The organism is Microvirga sp. (assembly GCF_014699075.1).
Lineage (GTDB): Bacteria > Pseudomonadota > Alphaproteobacteria > Rhizobiales > Beijerinckiaceae > Microvirga.
In genome coordinates this window covers 72,665-98,567 of record NZ_JACXAB010000005.1, presented here as the reverse complement: position 1 = coordinate 98,567, position 25,903 = coordinate 72,665, and the positions used below count along the sequence as shown (strand labels likewise).

Here is a 25,903-nt window from a genome sequence, read left to right as displayed (position 1 = left end):
CCGCCTACGCTGTATCAACTTCCTCTGTCCCCAGGGAGAGGGGTGGCCGCTTTGGTCACGGGAAATTCAGGTGTCATATGGCACAGCTTGAGGCCGAGGCGACCATTCGCCTCTTGGCTTCTTGGCCCTTCACCTGATAACAGAGCGCAGGCATGCGAGACGTCGCACGCTTTTTGAGGGAATATTGGCATGACGCATATCCGTTCGCATCTTCTGGCTGCGGTGGCCGTTGCGGGCTTCTTCATGAGCGCTCCTGCCTTCGCGCAGTCGAGCGCCTGCCAGGACGGGCAGAAGATCATGGCTGAGCGCCGGAGCCTCAGCGACCAGATCGGGAAGCTAAGCCAGGGCGGCAAAAAGATAGATGCTCGCTCTGCCTGCACGATCTTTACAAAGCTGGCTGCCAATGGCGAGGCCGGTCAGAAATGGATGACCGACAACAAGGATTGGTGTCAGATCCCCGATCAGGCTCTGGAAGGCTTCGCGCAGCAGCACAAGCAGATTCAGAAGGTCAAAGGCGAAGCCTGCGGGGCCGCCGCCAAGATGGCCGAGATGGAAAAGCGCGCCAAGCAGCAGGCCCAGCAAGCCCAGCAGGGCGGCCTGGCCGGCAAGATGGGCGGCGGCCTGACCGGCACCCTCAGCGTTCCGAAGGGCGCCCTCTAATCTGAATCCTTGAGCACTATGGACCGCCCGGCCGCGCCTTCCCTGCCCGATGCCGTCAGGGGGCATTGGGCCGAGCGGTGGGCGCCACCCTCGCTCAAGCCATACCTGCGCCTCGCCCGGATCGAGCGCCCCATCGGCTGGTGGCTGCTGCTCCTGCCCTGCTGGTGGTCGGCGGGGCTCGCGGCTCTCAACGCCGGCCAGTCCTGGCCCGATCCTTTCCATTGCGGGCTCTTCCTGATCGGCGCTGTGGCCATGCGCGGGGCAGGCTGCACCTACAACGACATCGTCGACCGGGATCTCGACACAAAGGTCGAGCGGACCCGCCAGCGTCCCCTCCCCTCAGGCCAGATCGCGCTCAAGAGTGCCCTGGCTTTCCTCGTCCTCCAGGGCCTCGTCGGCCTTCTGGTTCTGCTGCAGTTCAACGGCTTCGCCATCGCCACGGGCTTCGCGTCTCTCGGCGTGGTCGCCCTCTACCCCTTCATGAAGCGCTTCTTCTGGATGCCGCAGATCGTGCTGGGTCTCGCCTTCGCCTGGGGAGCCCTGATGGGGTGGGCCGCCGCCTTCGGTTCCTTGGACTGGGCTCCCATTCTCCTTTATCTCGGCAGCATCGCTTGGGTGGTGGGCTATGACACAATCTATGCCCTGCAGGATATCGAGGATGACGAGGTGGTTGGGATCAAGTCCTCCGCCCGCTTCTTCGGCGAGCAGGTGAAGCAGGGCGTCGGCATCTGCTACGCCCTCACCGTGATCTTTCTGGCCGCCGCATTCATGCAGGCTGGCGCGGGGCTCGTCTCCTTTGGAGGCTTGGGCCTGTTCGCCCTCCATCTGGGGTGGCAGGTCATGCGCCTCGACCGCCACGATGGCGCCGGCGCATTGCGGCTTTTCCGGTCGAACCGCGATGCAGGCCTGATCCTGTTCATGGCCATGACCTTGGACTGCCTGATTTAGATCTCTCAAGACCGTTTTAAGACATCGTCCCTATCGCTCGGGAAAAGGCCGGGAACGGTGCGTGAGATATGGTATCTCCGCCCCGGCGTTCCCATCTCAGGTTCGATGCTGTCCCCTTCTCCCCTTTCCCTGTCGTCCCTTGCTCCGGCAGTGCGCGATGCCGCCCGCCGTGCAGGAGATCTGGCCGTGCCCTATTTCCGCGCCGGCGCGCAGAGTACCGCCAAGCTGTGGTACAAAGGCGGGTCTTCCCCGGTTACCGAGGCAGATATCGCCCTCGACACCTACTTGAAGGGCCAGCTCTCCGAACTGCTTCCTGAAGCCGGTTGGCTTTCCGAGGAAACAATCGACGATCCGGCGCGGCTCGGGCGACGCTATGTGTGGATCGTCGATCCCATCGACGGCACCCGGGCCTTCGCCTCGGGCCATCCGGACTGGGCGATTTCCATTGCTCTGGTGCAGGACGGCAAGCCCGTTCTCGGAATCCTGCATGCCCCGATCCATGATCGTCTTTATGAAGCAAGGCTCGGCGAAGGCGCGTGGAGCAATGGCGTAAGGCTGCGGCTGCCCGAAACGGAGACTTTTTCGGGCGCGGTCCGGGTGGCAGGTCCCAAGCCCCTCGTCGACCGGCTTGAGCGGCAGATCAATCCCGTCGAGCGCCTGCCCAAGGTTCCGTCGCTGGCCCTCAGGCTCGCCCGGGTGGCGGACGGCTCCATCGATGTGGGCCTCGTGTCGGCTCATTCCCAGGATTGGGATATCGCCGCTGCCGATCTCATCCTGCAGGAGGCAGGCGGTCGCCTGACCGACCTAGACGGTTCGGTGCCGGTCTATAACAAGCCCAGCCCTTCTCACTCAGAGATGATTGCCGTTGCGTCACGGTTGCATCCTCGTGCTATTGGAGCCATGAGAGCCTGAAGCATCTCTGGCTCCTCAAGCCTCATCGTTACAACCCTCGACACAAGAGCCCTATCACCATGACCGACACGCCTGGCAAGCAGCTCCTGCATCTGGTTTTCGGCGGCGAGCTCACCAGCCTCGAATCCACCGAGTTCAAGGACCTGTCCAAACTCGAAATCGTCGGAGTCTTCCCGAACTACGCTTCGGCCCATGCGGCCTGGAAAGCCAAGGCGCAGGCCACCGTGGACAACGCGCAGATGCGCTACTTCATCGTCCACCTGCATCGCCTGCTGGATCCGCAGCAGGGCTGACCCGGGCACGATGGGTCTCGTCAAGCGCATCACCCGCTCCCGTGCGGTGCAGGAGGCCATGGGCTTCCTCGTAGCCGGCTACCTCAAGCTCGTGCAGCGCACGAACCGGTTTGTCATGGAGCCGGCGGATGCCTATGACCGGATCGAGATGCCCGTGATCGCCGCCATGTGGCATGGGCAGCATTTCATGATCCACTTCGCCAAGCGGCCGCAGGACCGGGCGGCGAGCCTCGTCTCCCGCTCCGGCGACGGCGAGTTCAACGCCATCGCCCTGCGCCACTTAGGCGTGCGGGCGATCCGCGGCTCGGGCGCGCGCGGCCGCGACATCCGCAAGAAGGGCGGCGCCCAGGCCCTGCGCGCCATGCTGCGGGCTTTAAGCGAAGGCGAGATGGTGGTGATGACCGCCGACATCCCGAAGATCTCCCGTGTGTGCGGCCTAGGCATCGTCACCCTGGCGCAGCTGTCCGGGCGGCCGATCGTGCCCGTGGCCGTGGTCACCAGCCGCCGCATCGACTTCAAGAGCTGGGACCGGGCCAGCATCGGCCTCCCCTTCGGCCGCGGCGCCATCGTGATGGGCGAGCCCGTCCCGGTGCCGAGAGATGCGGACGATCATGCTCTTGAACGCCTGCGGCAGAGCGTCGAGCAGGAGTTGGACCGGGTGCACGAGCGCGCCTATGCGCTGGTCGGCTCCCGGGATCCGGGAGCCAAGGCCAGTCCCATGCTTGCGGAAGGCTCCCGGGCATGAGGCTGCCGCTCACCTTCCGGACCTACCGGACCGTCGTGTCCATCCTGGAGCCCGCCGTTCTGGGTCTTCTCTACTGGCGCCAGCGCAAGGGCCGCGAGGACAAGACCCGTCTTGGCGAGCGCCAGGGTCACCCGAGCAGGCAGCGGCCCAAGGGCCACCTCATCTGGGTCCATGGGGCCAGCATCGGCGAGACCCTGTCCCTCCTGCCGGTGGTGGAGCGCATGACGCAACGCGGGCTCGCGGTTCTGGTGACGTCGGGAACCAAGACCTCGGCCGGCCTCATCGCCCGGCGGCTCCCACCCGGCGCCGTGCATCAGTTTGTGCCGCTGGATGTGCCACGTTATATAAGGCGCTTCCTGGATCACTGGCAGCCGGACTTGGCCCTCATCGCTGAATCGGAAATCTGGCCCAACACGATCATGGCGCTCTCGGAGCGGGACATCCCGCTCGTCATGGTCAACGGCCGCATGTCGGACCGCTCCTACCAGCGCTGGCAGAAGATGCCCGGCATCATCCGGGGCCTGCTGGAACGCTTCGCCCTGTGCCTGACCCAAACCGCCGAGGATGCGGAGCGGCTGGCGCGGCTCGGCGCTCCCCGCGTGGTCGTGACCGGCAACATCAAGTTCGACGCAGCCCCGCCGCCCGCCGATCCGCGCGTGGTGGCGCAGCTCTCGGGGCTGATCGCAGGCCGCCCTGTGTGGCTTGCCGCCAGCACTCACCAGGGTGAGGAAAGCGCCATCATCGCCGTTCACAGCGCCCTAGCGAAGCGCCACCCCCATCTCCTGACGATCATTGCTCCCCGCCATCCGCACCGGGGGCCTGAAGTGGCCGCCCTCGCAGGCCAGGCAGGTTTGCGGGCTGGCCGCCGCTCGCAAGGGATGCATCCCGACCGGGCGACGGATGTCTATGTGATCGACACGATAGGCGAGATGGGGCTGTTCTACCGGCTTTCTCCTATCGTCCTCATGGGGGGAACCCTCGTGCCGGTCGGCGGGCACAACCCGATTGAACCTGCCAAGCTGGGAGCCGCCATCCTGCACGGGCCCCATGTTCATTCGGCCTTGGAGATCTACGACGCGCTCGACCGGTCTCGCGGGGCCCTGATGGTGAAGGACAGCAACACCCTTGCGCGGGCGGTGAGCGAAATGCTTGGCAACGCCGCCCTGACCCGTGACATGGCCCGCGCCGCCGGCGACGCGGTGCAGGCGCTGGGCGGCGCTGTGGACCGCACCATGCAATCCGTCGAGCCCTTCATCGTGCAGGCCAAGCTGGGAGCCCGCCGCTGATGCGCGCGCCACGCTTCTGGTGGCAACCCTCTCCTTCACTGCAGGCGAACCTGCTGCGCCCGGTCGGCCTGATCTATGGTTCCGTTGCGGCAAGTCGGATGAAGCGGCGCGGCGAGCAGGTGGAACTGCCCGTCATCTGCATCGGCAACTTCACGGCGGGCGGCGCCGGCAAGACCCCCACGGCCATCGCCATTGCGGACATCCTAGACGGCGCAGGCGAGAATCCGATCTTTCTATCCCGGGGCTACGGCGGTCGTCTGGCCGGCCCGGTCCGGGTCCAGCCGCAGCACGGGGCTGCCGATGTGGGCGACGAGCCAGTTCTTCTGTCCCGCACCGCCCGAACCATCGTGTCCCGCTCCCGACCTGCCGGAGCGCGGCTCGCCTATGAGATCGGCGCGACGGTGGTCGTCATGGATGACGGGCTTCAGAACCCGTCTCTGATCAAGGACTGCGCCATCGCGGTGGTCGACGGCGCCACGGGCATCGGCAACGGCCTGCAACTGCCGGCCGGGCCGCTGCGGGCACCCATGAGGGCTCAATGGCCTCTGGTCGACGCCGTTCTGGTAATCGGGGACGGTGAGCCGGGACGGCAGGTTGCCCTGGAGGCTGACGAACACGGCAAACGCGTCTTCACTGCATCGCTCGAGCCGTCGCCGGAAGCCGCCGAGGCGCTAAAGGGCCGGAGGGTCATGGCGTTCGCTGGTATCGGGCGGCCGGAGAAGTTCTTCGACACCCTGCATGCCTGCGGGGCCATCGTGGATGTGTCCCATGCCTTTCCGGACCACCATTCCTTCAAGCCGGAGGAGGTGACGGCCTTGCGGCAGGAGGCCGAGAAGCTTGGGCTCCTGCCGGTGACGACGGAAAAGGATCTTGTGCGGATTACGGACGCTTCGGCAGCGTGGCCTGAACTGATGGCACTGCCGGTGCGGCTGCGGATCGAGAATGAGGTGGGCCTTCGCAACCTTCTCATGCGGCGCATCAACGAGCGCCGCCTGCGCATCGTTTGAAGCGCAGCCTATTTCCTGGGTGCGGCTTGCCCCGTGATGCGCATCATCACGGCCTCGGGGGAGGCATAGGGCTCCTGGTGCTCGACGCTCCAGTACTTCAGCTCGTCCAGGGGGATCTCGGCCCCCGTCACCGCGCAGCGCACATAAGCCCCGGGCTTCACCACCCGAAGATTGCTGTCGAGATATTGCACGACGGCTTCGCCGCCGCTGCGTTCGAACTTGTTCAACATGAAGGACATCGACAGATTGCGTTGCGCTTACCCCTCACATAAGCGCTGCGCCGGCAGATTGCCAACATTAGAGCATCGTGCGGACCCAGCGGGCCGCGTGCAACGATGCTCTCATTCAAGAAGGATGCATCGGACTCAATCCCAAAAAGTGGAATCCACTTTTTGGGATTGAGTCCGATGATTCACTCAGAACAAGGCGCCCTGCTCCTCCACCGCCACGATCCTCGGCTTTGCAGGTCTCGGCCGTGAGCCGAAGCGCCCGCCGGTGGCATCCGCCTTGCCGTCGGCGAATTCGAGCACCAGCGCCTGACCGTCATGCACCGCCTCGGCGGAGTTCATGGGCCGTCCTTCCGCATCGCGCACGAGCGCGAAGCCACGCTTGAGCACCGACTTGTAGCTCAGGCTGTCGAAGAGCTTGGTTACCGCCTCCAACCGGTCGGCCTTGCGGGCGAGCTGGCCCTGCAGAGCGGGCCCAAGCCGTTCGGCCACCCGCTGGGCGGTCTCGGAAGCCTGTGCGAGCCGCGTCCGCTCGGTGCGCAGCAGGGTCTCGCGCGAAACGACGAGACGCCGGCCGATCTGCTTGAGGCTCTCCTCGCGCAGCAGAATGGACCGGCAGACCGCATTGTGGGGGCGCGGCCCCACTGCATCGAGGCGGGCACGCATGCGGGCCACGTTCGCCACCGGCGACACATGGGCGAGCTGGCGCGCCACCTTGAGCAACCGCTCCTCGTGGCCGCGGGCATTGCGGGAGAGCGCCGGATAGAGCTTGGTGGCTGCCAGATCGAGCCGCTGGCGCTTGGGCGAGAACAGCGCTTCTGCGCTGGGCATGGCCCGGGTGGTGGCGCGCAGGTCCGAGCGCCGCCGCTCGACGAGCCGCAGCGCCGCTTCCACATGACGGCGGGAGAGGTCGTTGACGGCGGCCATGAGCTCGACGCGCACCGGCACCACCATCTCGGCTGCGCCCGTGGGCGTCGGCGCACGAACGTCGGCGGCATGGTCGATGAGGGTCGTGTCGGTCTCGTGGCCGACCGCAGAGACGAGCGGGATGTCGCTCTCGGCCGCGGCGCGGACCACGATCTCCTCGTTGAAGCCCCACAAATCCTCGATGGACCCGCCGCCACGGGCGACGATGAGCACATCGGGGCGAGGAATCCGCCCGCCGGGTTCAAGTGCGTTGAAGCCCCGGATAGCGGCGGCGACCTCCGCCGCGCAGGTCTCGCCCTGCACCCGCACCGGCCACACCAGCACCCGGCGCGGAAAGCGGTCCTCCAACCGGTGGAGGATGTCGCGGATCACCGCGCCGGTCGGCGAGGTGACGACGCCGACCACCTGCGGCAGGAACGGCAGGCGCCGCTTGCGCTCGGGGGCGAACAGCCCCTCGGCGTTGAGTTTCCGGCGGCGCTCCTCCAGAAGTGCCATGAGGGCGCCGATGCCGGCGGGCTCCAGGCTCTCGACGACGATCTGGTACTTGGACGAGCCCGGGAAGGTGGTGATGCGCCCGGTGGCGATGACCTCCATCCCCTCCTCGGGCCGGATCCTCAGCTTGGAAAAAGCCCCCTTCCAGATCACCGCATCGATGCGGGCATTCTGGTCCTTGATGCAGAAATAAGCATGGCCCGACGAATGCGGCCCGCGATAGCCCGACACCTCGCCCCGCAGGCGCACATGGCCGAACGCGTCCTCCAGGGTGCGCTTGAGGGCGCCCGCGAGATCGGAGACCGACCATTCCTGGGCATTCGAGGGGGCTTTGTCTGCGAACATGACGTGAACCTAATCCGCCCTCATGGGGTCTGCCAAGGGCGCGGACGCAACAGGCGGCGACAACGGCCCGCTATCCCCTGAGCATTTCGCCGCGCCCGTTGAAAGAGCCTGGGCTACGCTGTTTCCGGGTAGGCGAAAAGACCGGGAGCCGCTATGAGCCCAGGCGTCATCAGGAGGCAAGCCATGAACATTCTTCTCATCGGTTCCGGCGGACGGGAGCATGCCCTGGCCCGCAGCCTTCAGGCGAGCGCGCTCTGCGACAAGCTCCTGATCGCTCCCGGCAATCCGGGTACAGCACAGTATGGCACCAACGTGGTGCTGGACGTGACGGACCACCCCGCCGTGATCGATTTCTGCCGGGTGGTGAAGGTCGATTTCGTGGTCGTCGGGCCTGAGGCGCCCCTTGTGGCCGGGCTGGTGGACGACCTGCGGGCCGCCGGCATCAAGGCATTCGGACCGAGCAAGGCCGCCGCCCAGCTTGAAGGCTCCAAGGCCTTCACCAAGGATCTCTGCGCCGAGTTCGGCATCCCGACCGCCGCTTACCGTCGCTTCACCGATGCGGAGACGGCGAAAACCTATGTGCGCAGCTACGGCGTGCCGATCGTGGTGAAGGCGGATGGCCTGGCCGCCGGAAAGGGCGTGGTGGTGGCCCTATCCTTCGAGGAGGCGGAGGGCGCCATCGACATGATGATCGGAGGCGGCCTCGGTTCAGCCGGAGCCGAGGTGGTGATCGAGGCCTTTCTCGAAGGCGAGGAGGCGAGCTTCTTCGCCCTCTGCGACGGCACCTGGGCAATCCCCTTCGGCACGGCCCAGGACCACAAGCGCGTGTTCGACGGCGACCGCGGCCCGAATACCGGCGGCATGGGCGCCTATTCCCCCGCCGCCGTGCTGACGCCGGACCTGCAGGCGCGGGTCATGCGGGAGATCATCAAGCCCACGCTCGCGGGCATGGAGGCGCGGGGCATGCCCTATACGGGCATTCTCTATGCCGGGCTCATGCTCACGGGGGACGGGCCGCAGCTCATCGAATACAATGCCCGCCTCGGCGATCCGGAAACCCAGGTGCTGCTGCCGCGCCTGAGATCCGACCTTGTGACGGCCCTGCTCGCCGCCTGCGATGGCATGCTGAACAGCATCTCCCTGCAATGGTCCGATGCGGCAGCCCTCACCGTCGTGATGGCCGCCAAAGGCTACCCAGGCTCGGTCGAGAAGGGCTCGGAGATCAAAGGCATCGACAGGGCCGAGGAACTCAACGACGTGATCGTCTTCCATGCCGGCACGAAGCAGGACGGCGGCCGGATCGTCGCCAATGGGGGACGGGTGCTCAACGTGACGGCTCTCGGCACCACCATCGCCGAGGCTCAGCGGAAGGCCTATGAGGCCGTGGACCGGGTCGATTGGCCCGAGGGCTTCTGCCGCCGGGATATCGGCTGGCGGGCGGTGGAGCGTGAGCAGGGTTGAAAACGCCTCTACCCCTCTTGACTGATGACGTTAGGTAAGTTTTCCCTCGTTCGGGTTGCGCCTCATTTTCCAGCGCCGGCTCATCAACTTTGCGAACCTGCGCTCTAGCTTATCCTAGAGGCCATTCCACAACGCTGAGCGGCTGCCCATGAGTGATGATCTCTTTCCCGGCTTCCAGAGCCACTGGATCGACACCGAGGTCGGGCGCATCTTCGCGCGCAGCAAGGGCACCGGAAAGCCGCTGGTGCTGCTGCACGGTTTTCCCCAGACACACGCCATGTGGCACCACCTGGCACCGACGCTCGCCGAGACCCACACGGTCGTCTGCATGGATCTGCGCGGCTATGGCTGGTCCACGGCGCCCAAAGGGGATGCAAAGCACGAGACCTACTGCAAGCGCTCGATGGGGCGCGATGTGATCGAGGTCATGGAAGCCCTGGGCCACGTGCACTTCACCGTCATCGGGCATGATCGCGGCGCGCGTGTCGGCTACCGGCTCGCGCTCGATCATCCAGGCCGTGTCGAGCGCCTCGCGCTGCTGGATATCCTGCCGACCTACCATGTGTGGGAGCAGATGCGGGCCGGCGCGATACCGGAAGCGCATTGGGGCTATCTCTCCCAGGCCTATCCGACGCCTGAGGAGGAGATCGGGCGCGACCCGATCCCCTACTTCGAAGGGCTGATGCGGCTATGGTCCGCCGCAGGCGACCTCGGCGCCTTCGATCATCGAGCCTTGGAAGCCTATTGGCAGAGTTGCAACGAGCCCACTCGCATCCACGCCTTCTGCGAGGATTACCGGGCCGGCGCCACCCAGGACGTCGAAGCAGACGAGGCCGACCTTGCCGCCGGCAAGACGATTGCATGCCCGACATACGTGATCTGGAGCGACTTCTATCTCGTGAGCGGCCCGATGGGGAACGCGCAGAAGCCGCTCGACACCTGGCGCCGCAGCTTCGCACCCAAGGCCAACGGCATCGGCGTGTCGTCCGGACACTTCGTGGCAGAGGAAAATCCGAGCGCCACCCTGGAGGCGCTGCAGGCCTTCCTGCTCAGCTGAAGCCTGACACTCTGCATCGGTCTTTGCATCCGTCGCGGGAGGAACCTGTCATGCAAGCGGCACGTTCACCGCTGCAGACGGGATCCCTTTCATGGCCAAGCACATTTCGGACCAGCCGAACGCTCAGGACTCATTGTCCGACACTGAAATCATTCCCATCACGGAAGAAGAGCTGCGCCTCGACAAGCGAGAGGTCACAACCGGCAAGGTTCGTGTCCGGACCAGCGTCGACGTCGAGACGGAACTGGTCAAGGCCACGCTGGAAGGCGAGACCGTCGAGGTGACGCGCGTTCCCATCGATCGGATCGTAGAGCGCGCTCCCGAGGTTCGCACCGAGAACGACGTGACGATCATTCCTATCCTCGAGGAGGTTCTTGTCGTCGAGAAGCGTCTTGTCCTGAAGGAAGAACTGCACCTTCACAGGCGCAGGACCATTGAAGACGTTGAGACACCGGTGGAGCTTCGCAAGCAACGCGCCATTGTTGAGCGTGTATCCGTCGACGATGATACGAGCTCCAACACATGAAAGCACGCGTGAGCAGCTTGTCCTTAGGAACGAAGTCGACGAGCAGCAATTGATAAGTCAATGCGACTGATGCCGCGATGCTTTCCAGCGATCTGGCACAGGCATCCTGAAATACCGAACTGCTTAGCAACCGTGCCGCATTAGCGGCCCATGGAGATTTTGTGCAATGGCCAAGACTGTAACCTGTCTCTTCGGCAGCGACTCTCAAGCTTCTTCCATCATCAGCGAGCTGGAGCAATCGGGCATTTCGCAGGGCAAGATCTGCCTGTTCACCACCTCCGGCAACAATCGTACTTGGGACGGCACGAGCGGCTTCGACGAGAGCTCCAGCGGATCGCACCATGACCGTGTCGAGAACTACCTGACCACGAACGGCGTGCCGCACGATGATGCCCGCGCCTATGCGGAAGGCGTGCGCCGCGGCCACGCTCTCATCGCCGTGCGCTGTGACGACGACGAGGTTGACCGCGTGGTCGACATTCTTGACGACGATGATGTTCTTGATCTCGACGAGCGGCAGGATGCCTGGCGGTCGGAAGGCTGGAGCCATCAGGGTTCGGGCGTTGCAGATCTGGGAGGCACGGCCACCACGTCGGCAGGCATGCTGGGCTCCGGCATGACCGAAGGCAGCGCCATGCGCGACCACGAAAGTCTTCAGGACAACAGCCTGTACGCTCAAGGCCGCAGCTCGGATCGCGACGAGGTAATTCCTATTGCCGAGGAAGAGCTGCATGTGGGCAAGCGCGAGGTCAGCCATGGCCGGGTGCGTATTCGCTCCCACGTGACGGAGCGTCCCGTGCAGGAGCAGGTTTCCCTTAGAGAAGAGCGCGTGTCCGTCGAACGCCGTCCGGCCGACGGCACCCTGCGCACCGGCTCGGTGAACGATGGCGACCTCTTCCGCGAACGCTCCATCGAGATGGAGGAGCGCGCTGAAGAAGCTGTTGTTTCGAAGGAAGCCCGCGTGGTCGAGGAAGTGGTGGTGCGCAAGGATGCCGACCAGCGCACGGAAACGGTCTCCGACACAGTCCGCAAGACCGAGGTGGAGGTCGACGACGAGCGCAGCGCCGGCATCTCGCGCACCGGTACCACCGACAAGAACCGCTAACTCGGCTCCATGAGCTGAAACAAAGCCCGGGGCGGAACGTTCCGGGCTTTTTTCATGCGGTTCTCACCGCCTGCCCTCGAAGAACTCCCGCGTAAATGCGGCGACCTCGCACTCATACACGCCCGCATAGACCTTGGGGCGGATGGTCGATGGGGCTCGTCGAAAACCTGGATGCGATTGCCGATGGCATCGTCCTCTATTCGAACGCTGCATCATGTATGCGCCGCAAGCTTGGCGAGGTCACCTCGTCGCAACTCTCCATATGGAGGGGGGCTCAGCGAGCCGGCACGGCTAAGAGAGGGCATCCGCCACCCATACCTTTAGGACGCCGCGCTCCAGCGGTTGCTGACCATGACCACACCCGCACCCTGGGGACCTGAAATCCTCGTCAACGTTCCTGCCGGGATGCAGAGCCAGCCGAAGCTGGTGGCTCTTCAGGATGGCGGGTTCGTGAGCCTCTATGCCGCCGTCAGCCCTGACTGGCTGACCACCAGCCTGCGCGGCCAGCTTTTCGACGGCAGCGGCGAGAAGACCGGCGACGAGTTCATCATCGCGACGGGCAGCGCCGACCTCGCTCCCCAGTACCCGACCGAAACCGTCCTGACGGATGGCCGGTTCGTGGTGACCTGGCAGGAATACGTGAACCATGGCGAGGCCGGGATCGGACGGGAGATCCGGGCCCAGATCTTCAATCCGGATGTGACCCGGGACGGTGATCCTGTGGTGGTGAATGACGGCATTCCCGCGGGCGAGCAGCTTCACCCTGCCATTGCGGCCCTGAGCAATGGCGGCTTCGTCATCACCTAAGAGGACCCCAATCAATCCGATCCTTTTGCGCCGCCACGGGACGACATCATGGCCAGGGTGTTCGACGCCTCGGGCCAACCCGTCGATGCGCGTTTCGTGGCCAATGGCACGACGGACCGGACGCAGGCGTCACCCAGCGTGGCGGGGCTCGGTGACGACCGTTTCGTGGTTGTCTACACCGACAGCAGCCGCAGCCCGGACGACCCGGCTGTCCGCACGATCCGCGCGCGCATCCTACCCCATGATGGGCCGGAAGCCACCGGCGAATTTCTGGTAGCGAGCGAAACCGGCAACACCCTGGAGCAGCCTGTCGTCGTGTCCCTGTCGGACGGCCGGTTCGTGGTGGCCTGGACGGAGATGAAATCCCAGAACAGCAGCACGGTGTCGAGCATCAAGGCGCAACTCTTCTCGGAGAGCGGCAGCAAGATCGGCGGCGCGTTGACGGTTGATACGTCAGTCACCGGTGAAATCCTGGATAGCCCGTCCCTTGCACCCCTGCCAGGCGGTGGTTTCGCCGTGGCCTACCGCAATGCGGCCTGGCCGGATATAGACGTGCATCTCGTCACCTTCGATGCCGACGGCAACAGGGCTTCGGACGAGATGATTGCCAATCCGTCCACAGACGGCTCGCACTCCTCCCCCGCAATCGCAACGCTGGCCGATGGACGCTTCGTCGTCGCGTGGCAGGACGAGAGCGCCGCCTCGGTCGACTTCGCCGATATCCACGCGCAGATCTTCGACGCCGGCCTGGGTGGGCCTCCCGAGCCGATCACCGGGACGGATGAGAACGACCTCCTGAACGGTACGAACGGGGATGATCAGATCTATGCTCTTGCGGGCAATGATACGCTCAACGGCCTTGCCGGCGATGACTGGCTGGACGGCGGCACCGGGGCCGACCTCATGCGCGGCGGGCGAGGCAACGACTCCTACGTTGTCGATGACGCGGGAGACCGGATCGTAGAGGCGGCGAATGAAGGGCACGACACTGTCGTGACCACGTTCAGCTTCAGCCTCGCGGATCTGCCGAACGTGGAGGCGCTCAATGTTGGCGGCTCGGCGGACACCAATCTCACCGGCAACAATGCGGTCAACCAGCTGCTGGGCAGCACAGGCGCCAATCGGATCGACGGCGGCCGTGGAGCCTACACGATGGTGGGTTTCACCGGCAACGATACCTATGTGGTGGACGACGCCGGCGATGGGGTCTTCGAGGTGGAAAATGGCGGACTCGACACGGTCGAGAGCAGTGTAGGCTTCACCCTTGGCGATCACATCGAGACCCTGATCGGAAGCGGCACAGCTGCGATCAGCCTCACCGGCAATGTCCTGGGCAATCGCATCATCGGCAACAACGCGGCGAACACCATCGATGGTGGCCAGGGCAACGACACGCTGGCTGGCGCCGGGGGTGACGATCTCATCCGTGGCGATACGGGTGCGGACATGATCGACGGCGGGTCGGGTTTCGACATCGTGTCCTTCGCGCATGCGGCCTCGGGCGTGACGGCGAGCCTGTCGGGAGGCTCGGCAGGCGAGGCTGCCGGCGATGTCTATACCGGCATCGAAGGCTTGTCCGGCTCGGCTTTCGCCGACAGCTTCTTCGGCTCAGGTCAGGCCTGGCTGAGCGGCCATGGCGGCAACGACACCTACACGGTCTCCGGCTCGAATCAGGTGATCGAAGGGGCCGGCGGAGGATCCGACACTGTGGTCGCCGTCGCGTCCTTTGCCCTGCGGGCGGATGCGGAGGTCGAGGTGCTGCAGACCAGCGCGGCTGCGGCTGCGACTGCTCTGAACCTGACAGGCTCCGACTACGGCAACACGATCCTGGGCAATGGCGGCAGAAACCGGCTCCAAGGCCAGGGCGGCGCCGACGTGATCCGGGCAGAGTCGGGCAATGACGTGCTCTCCGGCGGGTTGGGCAACGATCAGCTGCGGGGTGGGGCCGGCAAGGACACGTTCGTCTTCGATACGCGCACGAACAAGAGCACGAACGTGGACAAGATCTATGACTTCACCTCGCGCCATGACTCGCTTCAGCTGGATAACGCGGTTTTCATCAAGCTGGGGAAAGGCTCGTCCAAGGGCGTGAAGTTCAAGGCCGACATGTTCGTGGAAGCCTCGCGTGCGCAGGATGCGCATGATCGGATCGTCTACAACAAGAAAACCGGCGTGCTGTACTACGACAAGGACGGCACCGGCGGTTCAGCTCAGGTGAAGATCGCCACGCTGACCAACAAGGCGAAGCTCTACTGGCACGACTTCTTCGTCATCTGAGATCGAGGCGGGCTCGCCTCACCGCCTCCCTTCGAAGAACTCCCGCAGCAAGGCGGCCGCCTCGCCTTCCCTGATGCCGCCATAGACCTCCGGGGCGTGGTGGCAGGTCGGCTGATCGAAGAAGCGCACGCCGCTGTCCACCGCGCCGCCCTTCGGGTCATGGGCGGCGTAATAGACCCGGCGGATGCGGGCGAAGGAGATCGCTCCGGCGCACATGGTGCAGGGCTCAAGCGTCACGTAGAGATCGCAGCCGGAGAGACGCTCGTCGTCGAGGGCCTCGCAGGCGAGTCGGATGGCGAGCATCTCGGCATGGGCGGAAGGATCGCGCAGCTCCCGCGGGCGGTTGCCGCTCGAAGCCATGATGCGCCCGTCCTTGACGACAACGGCCCCCACCGGCACCTCTCCGCGCGCTGCCGCGGCGCGGGCCTCGTCGAAGGCCACGCTCATGGGATCTGCCCCTCCCGGATCAAGCGGCTTGCGATCGGCGTTGTCCATCACTCTCGTGTCCCATTGCTATCGTTGATTCCTTGGCCCTCGCTTCTCTTGAGCACCTCTGCTATCAGGCTCCCATGACCGACAGCAACGACGATAATCGCAAGGGCCGTCCGCCGGGACGCTCCGACCGTGGCCGCCCAACGTCCGGCGGCCGCCCCCGCAAGCCCCGCGAAGGCGGCGAGCGCCCCTTCCGCGCCCGTGGCGATGATGACCGCCCGCGCAAGCCCCGTGACGCCGGAGACAAGCCTTTCCGCAGCCGCGATGGGGACAAGCCTTTCCGCCCGCGCCCTGCGGGAGACAAGCCGTTCCGCAGCCGAGACGGCGACGAGCGCCCCCGCCGTTCCGAGGGTGGCGACAAGCCGTTCCGCGCCCGCAGCACCGATGACAAGCCGTTCCGCCCTCGCGGCGAAGGTGGCGACAAGCCTTTCCGTCCGCGTCGTGAGGAGGGTGACCGCCCCTTCCGGGGCCGTGGCGGCGACGAGCGTCCGCGCCGCTTCGACCGCTCGGCAGAGGATCGCCCGCGCCGCGCCCGCGAGGAGCAGCCTGCGGTGCAGGCCGAGCCTCAGGAGCCGGTCGAGGACCGTATCGCCAAGGTGATCGCCCGTGCGGGCATCGCCTCCCGCCGCGACGTGGAGGTGATGATCGCGGAAGGCCGCGTCACCCTCAACGGCAAGGTGCTGGAGAGCCCTGCGGTCAATGTGACCGCCGCTGACACGATCACTGTGGACGGCGAGCCCTTGCCCACCAAGGAACGCACACGCCTGTGGCTGTTCCATAAGCCGCGCGGCCTCGTGACCACGGCCAAGGACCCGGAGGGACGCCCCACCGTATTCGACAACCTGCCCGAGGACCTGCCCCGCGTGGTGGCGGTGGGCCGGCTCGACATCAACACGGAAGGGCTGCTGCTGCTCACCAATGACGGTGGCCTCGCCCGCGTCATCGCCCATCCCGACACCGGCTGGCTGCGCCGCTACAAGGTGCGCGCCCACGGCGAGGTCAACCAGGCCGATCTCGACAAGCTTCGCGACGGAATCTCCATCGATGGCATCGACTACGGCCCGATCGAGGCGCGCCTCGACCGGGTGCAGGGCGACAATGCCTGGATCACCATGGGCCTACGCGAGGGCAAGAACCGCGAGATCAAGCGCATCCTCGAGCATATGGGCCTGCAGGTGAACCGCCTGATCCGCATGTCCTTCGGCCCCTTCCAGCTCGGCGATCTCGAAGTCGGCCTTGTGGAAGAGGTGCGCACCAGGGTTCTCAAGGACCAGCTCGGTGAAGCGCTCGCGGTTGAGGCCGGCGTCGATTTCGAAAGCCCGGTGCGCGAGCCGATCGCGCCTTTCGGCTCCTCGAAGAAGGAGCGCCAGGACCGTGACGAGCGCCCTGCACGGCCCGCCCGCGGCCGCGATGAGGAGCGTCCGCGCCGCCGCCGAGACGATGACGAACGGCCGTTCCGCGCCCGTGACGGCGACCGTCGCGGTCGTGATGAGGAAGAGCCGAGGAAGTTCCCCTCGCGTCTCGACGTGAAGAAGACCGTCTGGCGTGCCGGCGAAACCGATGAGGATGCACCGAGCAGGAAGGTGCCCCGCCGCGGCGCCGATCCACGCGAAGCCCGCGCCGCAGCCGGGGAGCGTCAGCGCGAACGCATGGGCGCGATCACCTCCAAGGAAGGCCGCAAGGTCCGGGTGGAGCGCCTCGTGCGCCAGCCCCAGGAAGAGGAAGCGCCCGCTCCGCGCAGGGGCCGTGGTGCAACATCCGGTGAGGATCGCCCGCGCCGTCGTGACGACCGCGATGCGGCTCCGGCGAGGCGCGAGGGCGCAAGCCGTCCGCCGCGCCGCGACGACGACCGCCCGCGCCGTTCGGCCGGCGACAGGCCGTTCCGCTCACGGGATGAAGGATCCGAGGATCGCCCACGCAGGCCTCAGGGCGACCGTCCTTTCCGCTCGCGCGAAGGCGGCGATGACCGCCCCCGCAAGCCGCAGGGGGATCGCCCATTCCGTTCCCGCGAGGGAGGCGATGACCGCCCCCGTCGCTCTGACGGAGACCGGCCTTTCCGCGCCCGTGGCGATGACGAGCGTCCCCGTCGCGGCCCTCCGCGCGGCGATGGACCGTCTCGCGGCGGACCGAGAGGCGGCGCCGGCGGCGGCTTCAAAGGCGGCCCCCGAGGTGCGTCCAAGGGCGGTGCCTCGAAGGGTGGCTTCAACAAGGGCGGTTCCAAGGGCGGCCCGCGCGGTCGCCGCTAAGACAACACAAACCTCATCCTGAGGAGCAGACGCAGCCTGCGTCTCGAAGGAGGGTCCAGTGGTCTCTGGAGACCCCTCGCCCTTCGAGACGGTCACTTGCGTGACCTCCTCAGGATGAGGCTCTTTGAGTTTTGTGAGACTCTCTTCATGAGGTTTGAACCATGAGAATCGTGGGCGGGCGCTGGCGCGGCCGCTCGCTCAAGGGGCCGAGCTCGGACGCCATCCGCCCGACCTCGGACCGCCTGCGCGAGACGCTCTTCAACATCCTCCAACATTCCTATGACGACTCCATCGAGGGCGCGCGGGTGCTCGACCTGTTCGCCGGCACCGGTGCCCTGGGTCTGGAGGCGCTTTCGCGCGGCGCCGCCTTTGCGCTTTTTGTCGATGACGGTGCGCAGGCCCGCGGCATCATCCGCGAGAACGTGGAAGCGCTCGGCGCCGGCGGCGCCACCCGCCTCTTTCGCCGCGACGCCACCCGCATGGGCGAGGCGGCTCCCAATGCGCCCTTCTCCATGGTGTTCTGCGATCCACCCTACGGCCGGGATCTCGCACCCAAGGCGCTCAGCTCCTGCGCCGAAGGCGGTTGGCTCGTGCCGGACGCGCTCGTGATCGTCGAGGAAGCGCAAGGCGTCGAGGTTTCGCTGCCCGAGCGCTTCGAGGAGATCGAGCGACGGGATTATGGGGAGACGAAGGTGGTGTTCGGGCGGTTCAAGGGGTGAGCCGATGACTTATCGGCTTCACCTTCCAACAAGACGGTTGTCCTAAAGGCATTTCCAAATAACATTGCTCCGCCGCTTCCGTGGCGCTCTGCAGTTCCGATTTGCGATGGAGGATCGCCATGGCCGCACCATTTCTCTGGGGATCCAAAATTGCGCTCCCGGCGGATATCAGCATGCCGCAGGTCACGGCGCTCAGTAACGGGAGTTCCTCGTCATAGGCAGAGCCGGATCGCCTGAGAGTTCCGTGCTGACGGCCTGGATCTACAATGCGGACGGATCCTTGCGATCGGAGCGCATCGTCGAAATACCGGACGCTGGGCCGCAGGCCCATCTGTCGGATCTTGCTCGATGGGCCAGCGAGCCCATGGCAGTCGAGCTTCCCGATGGCCGCACTGCCCTGACCTGGACCTCCTACAGGCCGAGTTCCGGCCTTGTGAACCCCTGGCTGGGGCTTTACGACGCCGATCTCTCCCCCCTTGGGAAGCCGACGGCAGTTGTTCCCCTCTCAGGATCCAACTCCAGCTTTTACTATGCCGATGCCATCACGAGCTTCGGGGAGGGTGGTATCGTCGTCAGTTACCGCCTCGGAACTAACGGTCCGGCTACTCTGAAGGTTTTCAGCTCAAGCGGAGCCAGCTTGCACGAGGAGCAACTGGGAGCCGTCTATACGCGTGCCGAGGACATTCCCGCGACTGACATGACGGCCTTGTCCAATGGACAGGTGGTGGTTGTATACCGGAAAGGCATCTCGGATATAGAGGGGCGGATCCTCACGCCCCAAGGGTCCGGTGCTCCCGGCATTTCAGAACCCTTCTCGATCTCGACCAGCGGTTCGCCCCAAAAGGAAGCAGTCAAGGTCACGGCACTTCGACACGGTGGCTTCGTCGTGACCTGGATGGAGCAAGGCCCGGCCGGGCCCCCTGATCCCAATGCCTTCATGAGGGTCTACACCTCCGACGGAGTTGCCATCTCCGACGCAAAACCCGTTTCATCCCTGGCTCTTCCGAACCTGTTGTCCGCCGGTCATTCCGATGTGCTTGCCCTGCCGGGCGGCGGCTTTGCCGTAGCTTACGAAAAGGCGACAGAAGTCGCTGGAGGTGTCGAGAGATATGAGGTTCATATCGCCATCTTCGACAAGCAGGGAGTGCGGCTGACCGACGACGTCCGTGTCAATCAAGCGACGACAACTCAATCCATCTATCTGCAGGAACTTCACCTCATGGCTGACGGACGTATCATCGTTCGTCACTCGCAGGGGATCCAGATCGTCGATCCGCGCGGCGAACCGGTTTCGTTGAACGGTACCGCCAGAAGCGATCATTACATCGGCACCGCCTTCAACGACACCTTCGACGGCGGAGCGGGTGCAGATGTTCTGAACGGTGCGGGTGGAATCGACTTCGTGTCGTTTGCAAGTTCAGGCGTCGGCGTAACGGCGAGCCTCGCAGGCGCCTCCGGTGATGGTGCCGGGGACACCTGGATCTCGATCGAGGGCATCATCGGCTCCTCCCATGCCGATACCCTGACAGGCAACGGCGCCACGATCCTCAAGGGACGTGGTGGCGACGATACTTATCATATCAGGGCAGGAGACATTCTCGAAGAAGCCTTCAATGAGGGGCGTGACACGGTGATCGTCGGCGGCAGCTATGCATTGAGCGTGGATGCGGAGATTGAGGTGCTCAGAGTCTCGGGTTTGTCCTCCAAGATGTCAGCCAACCTGACCGGCTCGGACACAGCCAACGAGATAACAGGCCACGCGGGCAAGAACACGCTCGAAGGCCAGGGCGGCAACGATGTGCTCAAGGCCGCCTCCGGCAATGACGTCCTCTATGGCGGTTCAGGGGCGGACAAGCTCTCCGGCGGCACCGGCAGCGACAAGCTCTACGGTGGCACAGGCACGGGCAGGGATGTGTTCGTGTTCGACACCAAGCCGAACAAGATCAGCAACGTGGACCGGATCTACGACTTCAACCCGAAGTACGATTCCGTTCAGCTCGAGAATAAGATCTTCACCAAGCTCGGCAAGGGCTCGGACAAGGGCGTGAAGTTCAAGGCGGATATGTTCGTGAAGAGCGATGCGGCCAAAGACAAGGAAGATCGCATCATCTACGACAGCAAGACAGGGGCGCTCTCCTACGACCAGGACGGCACTGGCGCGAAAGCTCAGGTGAAGATCGCCACCCTGCCGAAAAACCTCAAGCTGACCTACCACGACTTCTTCGTGATCTGAGCGCGCATACCCAGAGCGAAGCCGCGCATCATCTTCACGCTGTCATCCCGGGGCCGCACAGCGGAGCCCGGGATCCATATCCGCTGGCGATGCAGAATGAGGCGCGACACTTCTCGCCCTCTCCTAATACGTCGTGTTTATGGATCCCCGCCTTCGCGGGGATGACACTGGAGAGGGCCAGTCCATCGAGAAGCGATGAGTACCTGCAGCTCTCGCATTTGCCCTCCCCGTCCCCAACCGCTATACCGCCTCTTCACCCGTCGCGGAGGAAGGGCGCATCATGAAAGCGGTTCTCTTCGAGCAGTTCGGCCAGCCGCCCCGCGTGCAGAACGTGCCGGATCCCACGCCTGCTCCGGATGGCGTCGTGATCAAGGTGGAAGCGACGGGCCTGTGCCGGAGCGACTGGCATGGCTGGATGGGGCATGACCCCGACGTGGTGCTGCCGCATGTACCGGGGCACGAGCTTGCCGGTACGGTTCTTGCCGCAGGCAGCCGGGTCACGCGCTGGAAAAAGGGCGATCGCGTCACGGTGCCGTTCGTGGGTGGATGCGGGCATTGTCATGAATGCAATTCCGGCAACCATCAGGTCTGCGAGCAGCAGTTCCAGCCGGGCTTCACGGCCTGGGGATCGTTCGCGGAATATGTGGCTGTCAACTATGCCGACACGAACCTCGTGGCACTGCCCGAGGAGCTCGATTTCGCCACCGCGGCAAGCCTCGGCTGCCGCTTTGTCACATCGTTCCGCGCCATCGTCGACCAGGGCCGCGTGAAGCCCGGTGAATGGGTGGCGGTTCACGGCTGCGGCGGCGTCGGGCTATCGGCCATCATGATCGCAAGCGCCATGGGGGCGAATGTGATTGCGATTGACCTCACCGAAGAGAAGCTTGCCTTCGCGCGTGAGATGGGCGCCGTGGCAACGGTCAATGCCCGTGATGCCCGCGACGTGATCGGCGCAGTGAAGGAGATCACCAGCGGTGGCGCTCATGTGTCCATGGACGCATTGGGCAGCCCGGTCACCTGCTTCAACTCCATCGCCAACCTGCGCCGCCGCGGGCGTCACGTGCAGGTCGGGCTCATGGTGGGCGATCATGCCCGAGCAACCGTGCCGATGGCGCAGGTCATCGCCCATGAGCTGGAGATCTATGGCAGCCACGGCATGCAGGCCTTCCGCTATCAGGACATGATGGCCATGATCCTCACCGGGAAGCTCGCGCCGCAAAAGCTCGTCGGCAAGCACCTGAGCCTCGACGAAGCGCCCGCCGCCCTCATGGCGATGGACCGGTTCGAAGGGCTCGGCATCAACGTCGTCACAAGCTTCTAGTCATCAGTGACACGACGCTCGCGTTGTTGAACACGCGCCGAGCGCGCTATGTAAGTGTTCTGCCCTGTTGCTGCGCTGGAGAATTCGATGGCCTACCTGCCCGCTGAAAATCGCTATGATGACATGATCTACAACCGGTGCGGCCACAGCGGGCTCCTGCTGCCGGCGATTTCGCTCGGGCTCTGGCATAATTTCGGTGAGGACAAGTCTGCTGCGACCGCGCGGGAGATCTGCCGCACGGCCTTCGATCTCGGCATCACGCATTTCGATCTCGCCAACAATTACGGCCCTCCTCCGGGCTCGGCCGAAACGCTGTTCGGCGAAATCCTGCGGCATGACTTTCATGGCCTGCGCGACGAGATGTTGATTTCCACCAAGGCCGGCTACCGCATGTGGCCCGGCCCCTACGGCGAGTGGGGAAGCCGGAAATATGTGCTCTCCAGCCTTGACCAGAGCCTCAAGCGCTTAGGCGCCGAGTACGTGGATATCTTCTACTCCCACCGCTTCGACCCGAACACGCCCTTGGAAGAGACCATGATGGCGCTGGATTCCGCCGTGCGGCAGGGCAAGGCGCTCTATGTGGGCCTGTCGTCCTACAACAGCCAGCGCACCCGCGAGGCAGTTGCGATCCTGCGCGAACTCAAGACCCCGTGCATCATCCACCAGCCGAGCTATTCCATGCTCAACCGCTGGATCGAAGAGGACGGCCTGCTCGACACCCTCGATGATGTCGGCATGGGCTCCATCGTGTTCTCGCCGCTCGCGCAGGGCATGCTGACGACGAAGTACCTGAACGGGATCCCTGAGGAGAGCCGCGCCGCGCAAGGCAAGTCCCTGCGCACGTCCTTCTTGAGCGAGGACAACCTCTCCCGCATCCGCGGCCTCAACGGCATTGCCGAGCGGCGTGGACAGACGCTGGCCCAGATGGCGCTGGCCTGGGTGCTGCGCGGGGAGCGCGTGACCTCGGCGCTCATCGGCGCGAGCCGCCCCGAGCAGGTGGTCGACTGCGTCGGCGCGCTCAAGAACCTGTCGTTCACGCCCGAGGAACTCGCCGAGATCGACCACTTCGCCGGCGAGGGCAACCTGAATATCTGGGCGGCTTCAGCGGAGCGGAAGGGCCCGTCGCGGTGAAGCGTCGATCCCAAAAGTGGATTTGCACTTTCAGGATCGATTTGACGCTCTAGGACAGGCCGCAATCCCCAGTCTCTTCGGGGATACCTCTTTTGGGGGACTTGAGAAACCGGTTAACAAATGGTTAATGCAAAGCTTCATTGGCCATTTGTCCCAGGTCGCTTCCATGGTCTCCGTCACTGCCTCCGACAACCGCCGGCACGCCAGGCGCTTTCCTGCCCATCACCCGGCGCAGATCATGCTGGGGCCTGACGCGATGATCCCCTGCACGGTGCGGGATATCTCGACCGGCGGCGCCAGGATCGCCCTGAAGCCGCAGATGGACCTGCCGGAGACCTTCGAGCTCTTCATCGCAGCCCATGACCTGCAAGTTCGCCGGGCACGGGTGTGCTGGCGCAGGGACGGCTTCGCCGGGATCGCATTCAGCGCCGACGAGGCCGACGCTGCAATGACGGCAGAAGTGCCCCGCACGCTCACCTTCGAGGATTGCCTGGATCAGGCCGCCATGCCGGCCCATCTGGCGGCCAAACCGGCGCGCAAGAATCTCAAGCTCTGGCAGACCGGAGCCTGACCATCGCCTGGGCGCTTCCAGAGAGGAGTGCTCAATAAGGACTGGGTCAGCGGCGTCCGAACAGGCGCTCGATGTCGCTGAGCTTCAACTCCACATAAGTCGGCCGTCCGTGGTTGCACTGGCCTGACAGGGGCGTCGCTTCCATCTCGCGCAGCAGAGCATTCATCTCCTCCGGCCGCAGGCGCCGTCCGGAGCGGATCGAGCCGTGGCAGGACATGCGCGAGAGAACGGCATCGAGCCGTTCCTCCAGCGGACCTGAAGCCCCCTGGCCCCATTCGGCAAGCGCATCGGCGACATCCTGCACCAGCGCCTTGATGCGACCGCCTGCGAGCGCGGACGGCACCTCGCGCACAAGGAGCGCGCCGTGCCCGAAGGGCTCGACCACGAGGCCGAGGCCCTCCAGCGAAGCCGCTTCCGCGAGCACCCGGTCCGCATCCACAGGGTCGAGATCGACCACCTCGGGGATCAGCAGCAATTGCCGCGCAATGCCGGACGAGGCGCGCTCGCGCTTCAGGCGCTCATAGACGAGGCGCTCATGCGCTGCGTGCTGGTCGACGATGACGATGCCGTCCTGCGTCTGCGCGACGATATAGGTGCCATGCAGTTGCGCGCGCGCGGCACCGAGCGGGGATTCCTCGGTCTGCGGCTCCATCTCGGCAAGCGTTGCGCGGCTGTCGGCGGATGGCGCGGCGAGATCGGGCAGGCTCGCCTGCCGTTCTGCAAGGCCCGAGGCGGAGGCATAAGGATGCTCCGGCGCATCGAGCGGGGCCTGCCAGTTGGCGAAAGCGCCCGTGGGACGGATGGCATGGGTGCGGTGCGGGTAGGCCGGGCGCATGGGCAGCGCGCCTTGCGGACGCAGGCTCTCCAGGGTGCGCGTGCCGCCGGTGGATGAGGCCCGGAAGGCATGGCGGGTGATGGCCTCCTTCAGGGCCGCCACCACGAAGCCGCGCACGAAGTTCGGATCGCGGAAGCGCACCTCCGTCTTGGCCGGATGCACGTTCACGTCAACGCTGCGCGGATCGAGGTCGATCATGATGGCGAGCACCGGGTGCCGGTCGGAGGCCATCACATCCGCATAGGCGCCACGCACCGCGCCGAGCAGCAGCTTGTCGCGCACAGGCCGTCCGTTGACTACGAAGTGGATCGCCGTGCCGGTGCCGCGATGATAGGTCGGAAGACTGGCGAAACCGCCAAGCCGCACGCCCTCGCGCTCGACGCCGATCGCCATGGCGTTCTCGTGGAACTCAGGCCCCAGCACCCGCGAGAGGCGGCGCAGGAAGCCATGCTCGCCGGGCTCCTCCGGCGGATAGGTGAAGGCCGTGATGTGCTCGCCTGACAGGGTGAAGCGGATTGTCGGATGCGCGATGGCGAGCCGCTTGACGATCTCCGCCACGGCTTGTGCCTCCGAGCGGTCGCTCTTCAGGAATTTCAGGCGCGCGGGCGTGGCGGAGAACAGGTCCGTCACCTCGACGCGGGTGCCTTTCGGCGCAGGCGCGGGCCGCACCGGGCTCTTCACGCCCGCTTCCACCACGATGGCGCTGCCGGTCTCGGCTTCGGCCGTGCGGGATGTAATGGACAGCCGCGCCACCGCTCCGATCGACGGCAGGGCCTCGCCGCGAAAGCCCAGCGTGTTGATGGCGAACAGGTCGCCGTCCGGCAGCTTGGACGTGGCATGGCGTTCGACCGCGAGTTCCAGGTCCTCGGGCGTCATGCCCCGGCCGTCATCGACGATCCGGATCAGGCGGCGCCCGCCCGCCTCCACGGTGATCTCGATGGAGGTGGCGCCTGCATCGACGGCGTTCTCGACCAATTCCTTCACGGCCGCCGCCGGGCGCTCGACGACCTCGCCCGCAGCGATGCGGTCGACGAGGATGGGATCGAGGCGGCGGACGTGCATGAGGGCCTGCTGGTTCAAGAGTCGATGAGCGGAAGATAGGCGTTGAAGGCGACGGAAACCAGCACGCCCGATGTTATTCCCCTGCTGACTTGGAACGTCATTCCGGACGGCAAAGCCGATCCGGGATCGCTTTTAGAATGAAGCGCTGGCCTCCCTCTCCCTGAGGGAGAGGCTTGGGGTGAGGGGTTAGTGTCCTGTCCGGATAGACCTGTAACCCC

23 protein-coding genes are annotated in these 25,903 nt (G+C 65.2%); 19 read left to right on the top strand and 4 right to left on the bottom strand.

What is annotated here, in order from left to right; all coding sequences use genetic code 11:
* The first annotated feature begins 189 nt into the window (after positions 1 to 189).
* From IC232_RS10095 to lpxK, 7 genes are all read left to right on the top strand, one after another.
* Positions 190 to 660, top strand: a complete 471-nt coding sequence (locus IC232_RS10095) for a hypothetical protein (protein ID WP_190844798.1) — start codon at positions 190 to 192, stop codon at positions 658 to 660.
* Between the two features lie 18 nt (positions 661 to 678).
* Positions 679 to 1,608, top strand: a complete 930-nt coding sequence (ubiA, locus tag IC232_RS10090; protein ID WP_190844797.1) for a 4-hydroxybenzoate octaprenyltransferase — start codon at positions 679 to 681, stop codon at positions 1,606 to 1,608.
* Positions 1,609 to 1,713: 105 nt separating this feature from the next.
* The gene (locus tag IC232_RS10085; RefSeq protein ID WP_190844796.1) at positions 1,714 to 2,520 is read left to right on the top strand and encodes an inositol monophosphatase family protein; all 807 of its coding nucleotides are present in this window, start codon (positions 1,714 to 1,716) and stop codon (positions 2,518 to 2,520) included.
* Between the two features lie 59 nt (positions 2,521 to 2,579).
* Positions 2,580 to 2,813 carry a DUF4170 domain-containing protein gene (locus tag IC232_RS10080; RefSeq protein ID WP_190844795.1) on the top strand — a complete coding sequence of 78 codons (234 nt, stop codon included), beginning with the start codon at positions 2,580 to 2,582 and terminating at the stop codon, positions 2,811 to 2,813.
* A 10-nt stretch (positions 2,814 to 2,823) separates the two neighbouring features.
* On the top strand, positions 2,824 to 3,558 hold the full coding sequence (locus IC232_RS10075) for a lysophospholipid acyltransferase family protein (protein ID WP_190844794.1): 735 nt from the start codon (positions 2,824 to 2,826) through the stop codon (positions 3,556 to 3,558).
* Positions 3,555 to 4,844, top strand: a complete 1,290-nt coding sequence (locus tag IC232_RS10070) for a 3-deoxy-D-manno-octulosonic acid transferase (protein WP_190844793.1) — start codon at positions 3,555 to 3,557, stop codon at positions 4,842 to 4,844. The genes IC232_RS10075 and IC232_RS10070 overlap by 4 nt, the downstream gene beginning before the upstream one ends.
* Positions 4,844 to 5,851, top strand: a complete 1,008-nt coding sequence (lpxK, locus tag IC232_RS10065; RefSeq protein WP_190844792.1) for a tetraacyldisaccharide 4'-kinase — start codon at positions 4,844 to 4,846, stop codon at positions 5,849 to 5,851. Before IC232_RS10070 ends, lpxK begins: the two co-directional genes overlap by 1 nt.
* A gap of 8 nt (positions 5,852 to 5,859) precedes the next feature.
* Here the strand turns inward: lpxK and IC232_RS10060 are convergent, their stop codons facing one another.
* On the bottom strand, positions 5,860 to 6,081 hold the full coding sequence (locus tag IC232_RS10060; RefSeq protein ID WP_190844791.1) for a DUF2093 domain-containing protein: 222 nt from the start codon (positions 6,079 to 6,081) through the stop codon (positions 5,860 to 5,862).
* 186 nt (positions 6,082 to 6,267) lie between these two features.
* A complete protein-coding gene (gene xseA / locus IC232_RS10055; RefSeq protein WP_190844790.1) occupies positions 6,268 to 7,842 on the bottom strand; it encodes an exodeoxyribonuclease VII large subunit in 1,575 nt (524 codons plus the stop codon).
* A gap of 183 nt (positions 7,843 to 8,025) precedes the next feature.
* On the opposite strand from xseA, the gene purD reads away from it, so the two are divergent.
* The 6 genes from purD (at position 8,026) to IC232_RS10025 (ending at position 15,075) form a co-directional block, all read left to right on the top strand.
* A complete protein-coding gene (gene purD / locus IC232_RS10050) occupies positions 8,026 to 9,303 on the top strand; it encodes a phosphoribosylamine--glycine ligase (RefSeq protein ID WP_190844789.1) in 1,278 nt (425 codons plus the stop codon).
* Positions 9,304 to 9,451: 148 nt separating this feature from the next.
* Entirely contained in the window at positions 9,452 to 10,360 is a 909-nt protein-coding gene (locus tag IC232_RS10045) for an alpha/beta hydrolase (RefSeq protein WP_190844788.1), read from the top strand.
* 91 nt (positions 10,361 to 10,451) lie between these two features.
* A complete protein-coding gene (locus IC232_RS10040; RefSeq protein ID WP_190844787.1) occupies positions 10,452 to 10,886 on the top strand; it encodes a YsnF/AvaK domain-containing protein in 435 nt (144 codons plus the stop codon).
* A 166-nt stretch (positions 10,887 to 11,052) separates the two neighbouring features.
* Positions 11,053 to 11,991 carry a YsnF/AvaK domain-containing protein gene (locus IC232_RS10035; RefSeq protein WP_190844786.1) on the top strand — a complete coding sequence of 313 codons (939 nt, stop codon included), beginning with the start codon at positions 11,053 to 11,055 and terminating at the stop codon, positions 11,989 to 11,991.
* A gap of 351 nt (positions 11,992 to 12,342) precedes the next feature.
* Positions 12,343 to 12,798, top strand: a complete 456-nt coding sequence (locus IC232_RS10030) for a hypothetical protein (protein ID WP_190844785.1) — start codon at positions 12,343 to 12,345, stop codon at positions 12,796 to 12,798.
* A 48-nt stretch (positions 12,799 to 12,846) separates the two neighbouring features.
* Entirely contained in the window at positions 12,847 to 15,075 is a 2,229-nt protein-coding gene (locus IC232_RS10025) for a calcium-binding protein (protein ID WP_190844784.1), read from the top strand.
* Between the two features lie 18 nt (positions 15,076 to 15,093).
* Here the strand turns inward: IC232_RS10025 and IC232_RS10020 are convergent, their stop codons facing one another.
* Positions 15,094 to 15,570, bottom strand: coding sequence for a nucleoside deaminase (locus tag IC232_RS10020; protein ID WP_246812141.1), 477 nt, complete (start codon positions 15,568 to 15,570; stop codon positions 15,094 to 15,096).
* A gap of 74 nt (positions 15,571 to 15,644) precedes the next feature.
* Here IC232_RS10020 and IC232_RS10015 point away from each other — a divergent pair, with 74 nt between their 5' ends.
* The 6 genes from IC232_RS10015 to IC232_RS09990 all read left to right on the top strand — a co-directional run bounded on the left by IC232_RS10015 (position 15,645) and on the right by IC232_RS09990 (position 23,788).
* A complete protein-coding gene (locus IC232_RS10015; protein WP_190844783.1) occupies positions 15,645 to 17,813 on the top strand; it encodes a pseudouridine synthase in 2,169 nt (722 codons plus the stop codon).
* A gap of 161 nt (positions 17,814 to 17,974) precedes the next feature.
* Positions 17,975 to 18,532 (top strand): 16S rRNA (guanine(966)-N(2))-methyltransferase RsmD, encoded by a 558-nt coding sequence (gene rsmD, locus IC232_RS10010; protein ID WP_190844782.1) that lies wholly within the window; start codon positions 17,975 to 17,977, stop codon positions 18,530 to 18,532.
* A 244-nt stretch (positions 18,533 to 18,776) separates the two neighbouring features.
* Positions 18,777 to 20,765 carry a calcium-binding protein gene (locus tag IC232_RS10005; protein ID WP_190844781.1) on the top strand — a complete coding sequence of 663 codons (1,989 nt, stop codon included), beginning with the start codon at positions 18,777 to 18,779 and terminating at the stop codon, positions 20,763 to 20,765.
* 280 nt (positions 20,766 to 21,045) lie between these two features.
* Positions 21,046 to 22,086 (top strand): zinc-dependent alcohol dehydrogenase family protein, encoded by a 1,041-nt coding sequence (locus IC232_RS10000; protein WP_190844780.1) that lies wholly within the window; start codon positions 21,046 to 21,048, stop codon positions 22,084 to 22,086.
* Between the two features lie 87 nt (positions 22,087 to 22,173).
* Entirely contained in the window at positions 22,174 to 23,217 is a 1,044-nt protein-coding gene (gene mgrA / locus IC232_RS09995; protein ID WP_190844779.1) for an L-glyceraldehyde 3-phosphate reductase, read from the top strand.
* Positions 23,218 to 23,383: 166 nt separating this feature from the next.
* Complete coding sequence (locus IC232_RS09990; RefSeq protein WP_190844778.1) at positions 23,384 to 23,788, top strand: PilZ domain-containing protein; 405 nt, start codon at positions 23,384 to 23,386, stop codon at positions 23,786 to 23,788.
* 46 nt (positions 23,789 to 23,834) lie between these two features.
* On the opposite strand, the gene mutL is transcribed toward IC232_RS09990, so the two are convergent.
* Complete coding sequence (gene mutL / locus IC232_RS09985) at positions 23,835 to 25,685, bottom strand: DNA mismatch repair endonuclease MutL (RefSeq protein WP_190844777.1); 1,851 nt, start codon at positions 25,683 to 25,685, stop codon at positions 23,835 to 23,837.
* Positions 25,686 to 25,903: the final 218 nt, after the last annotated feature.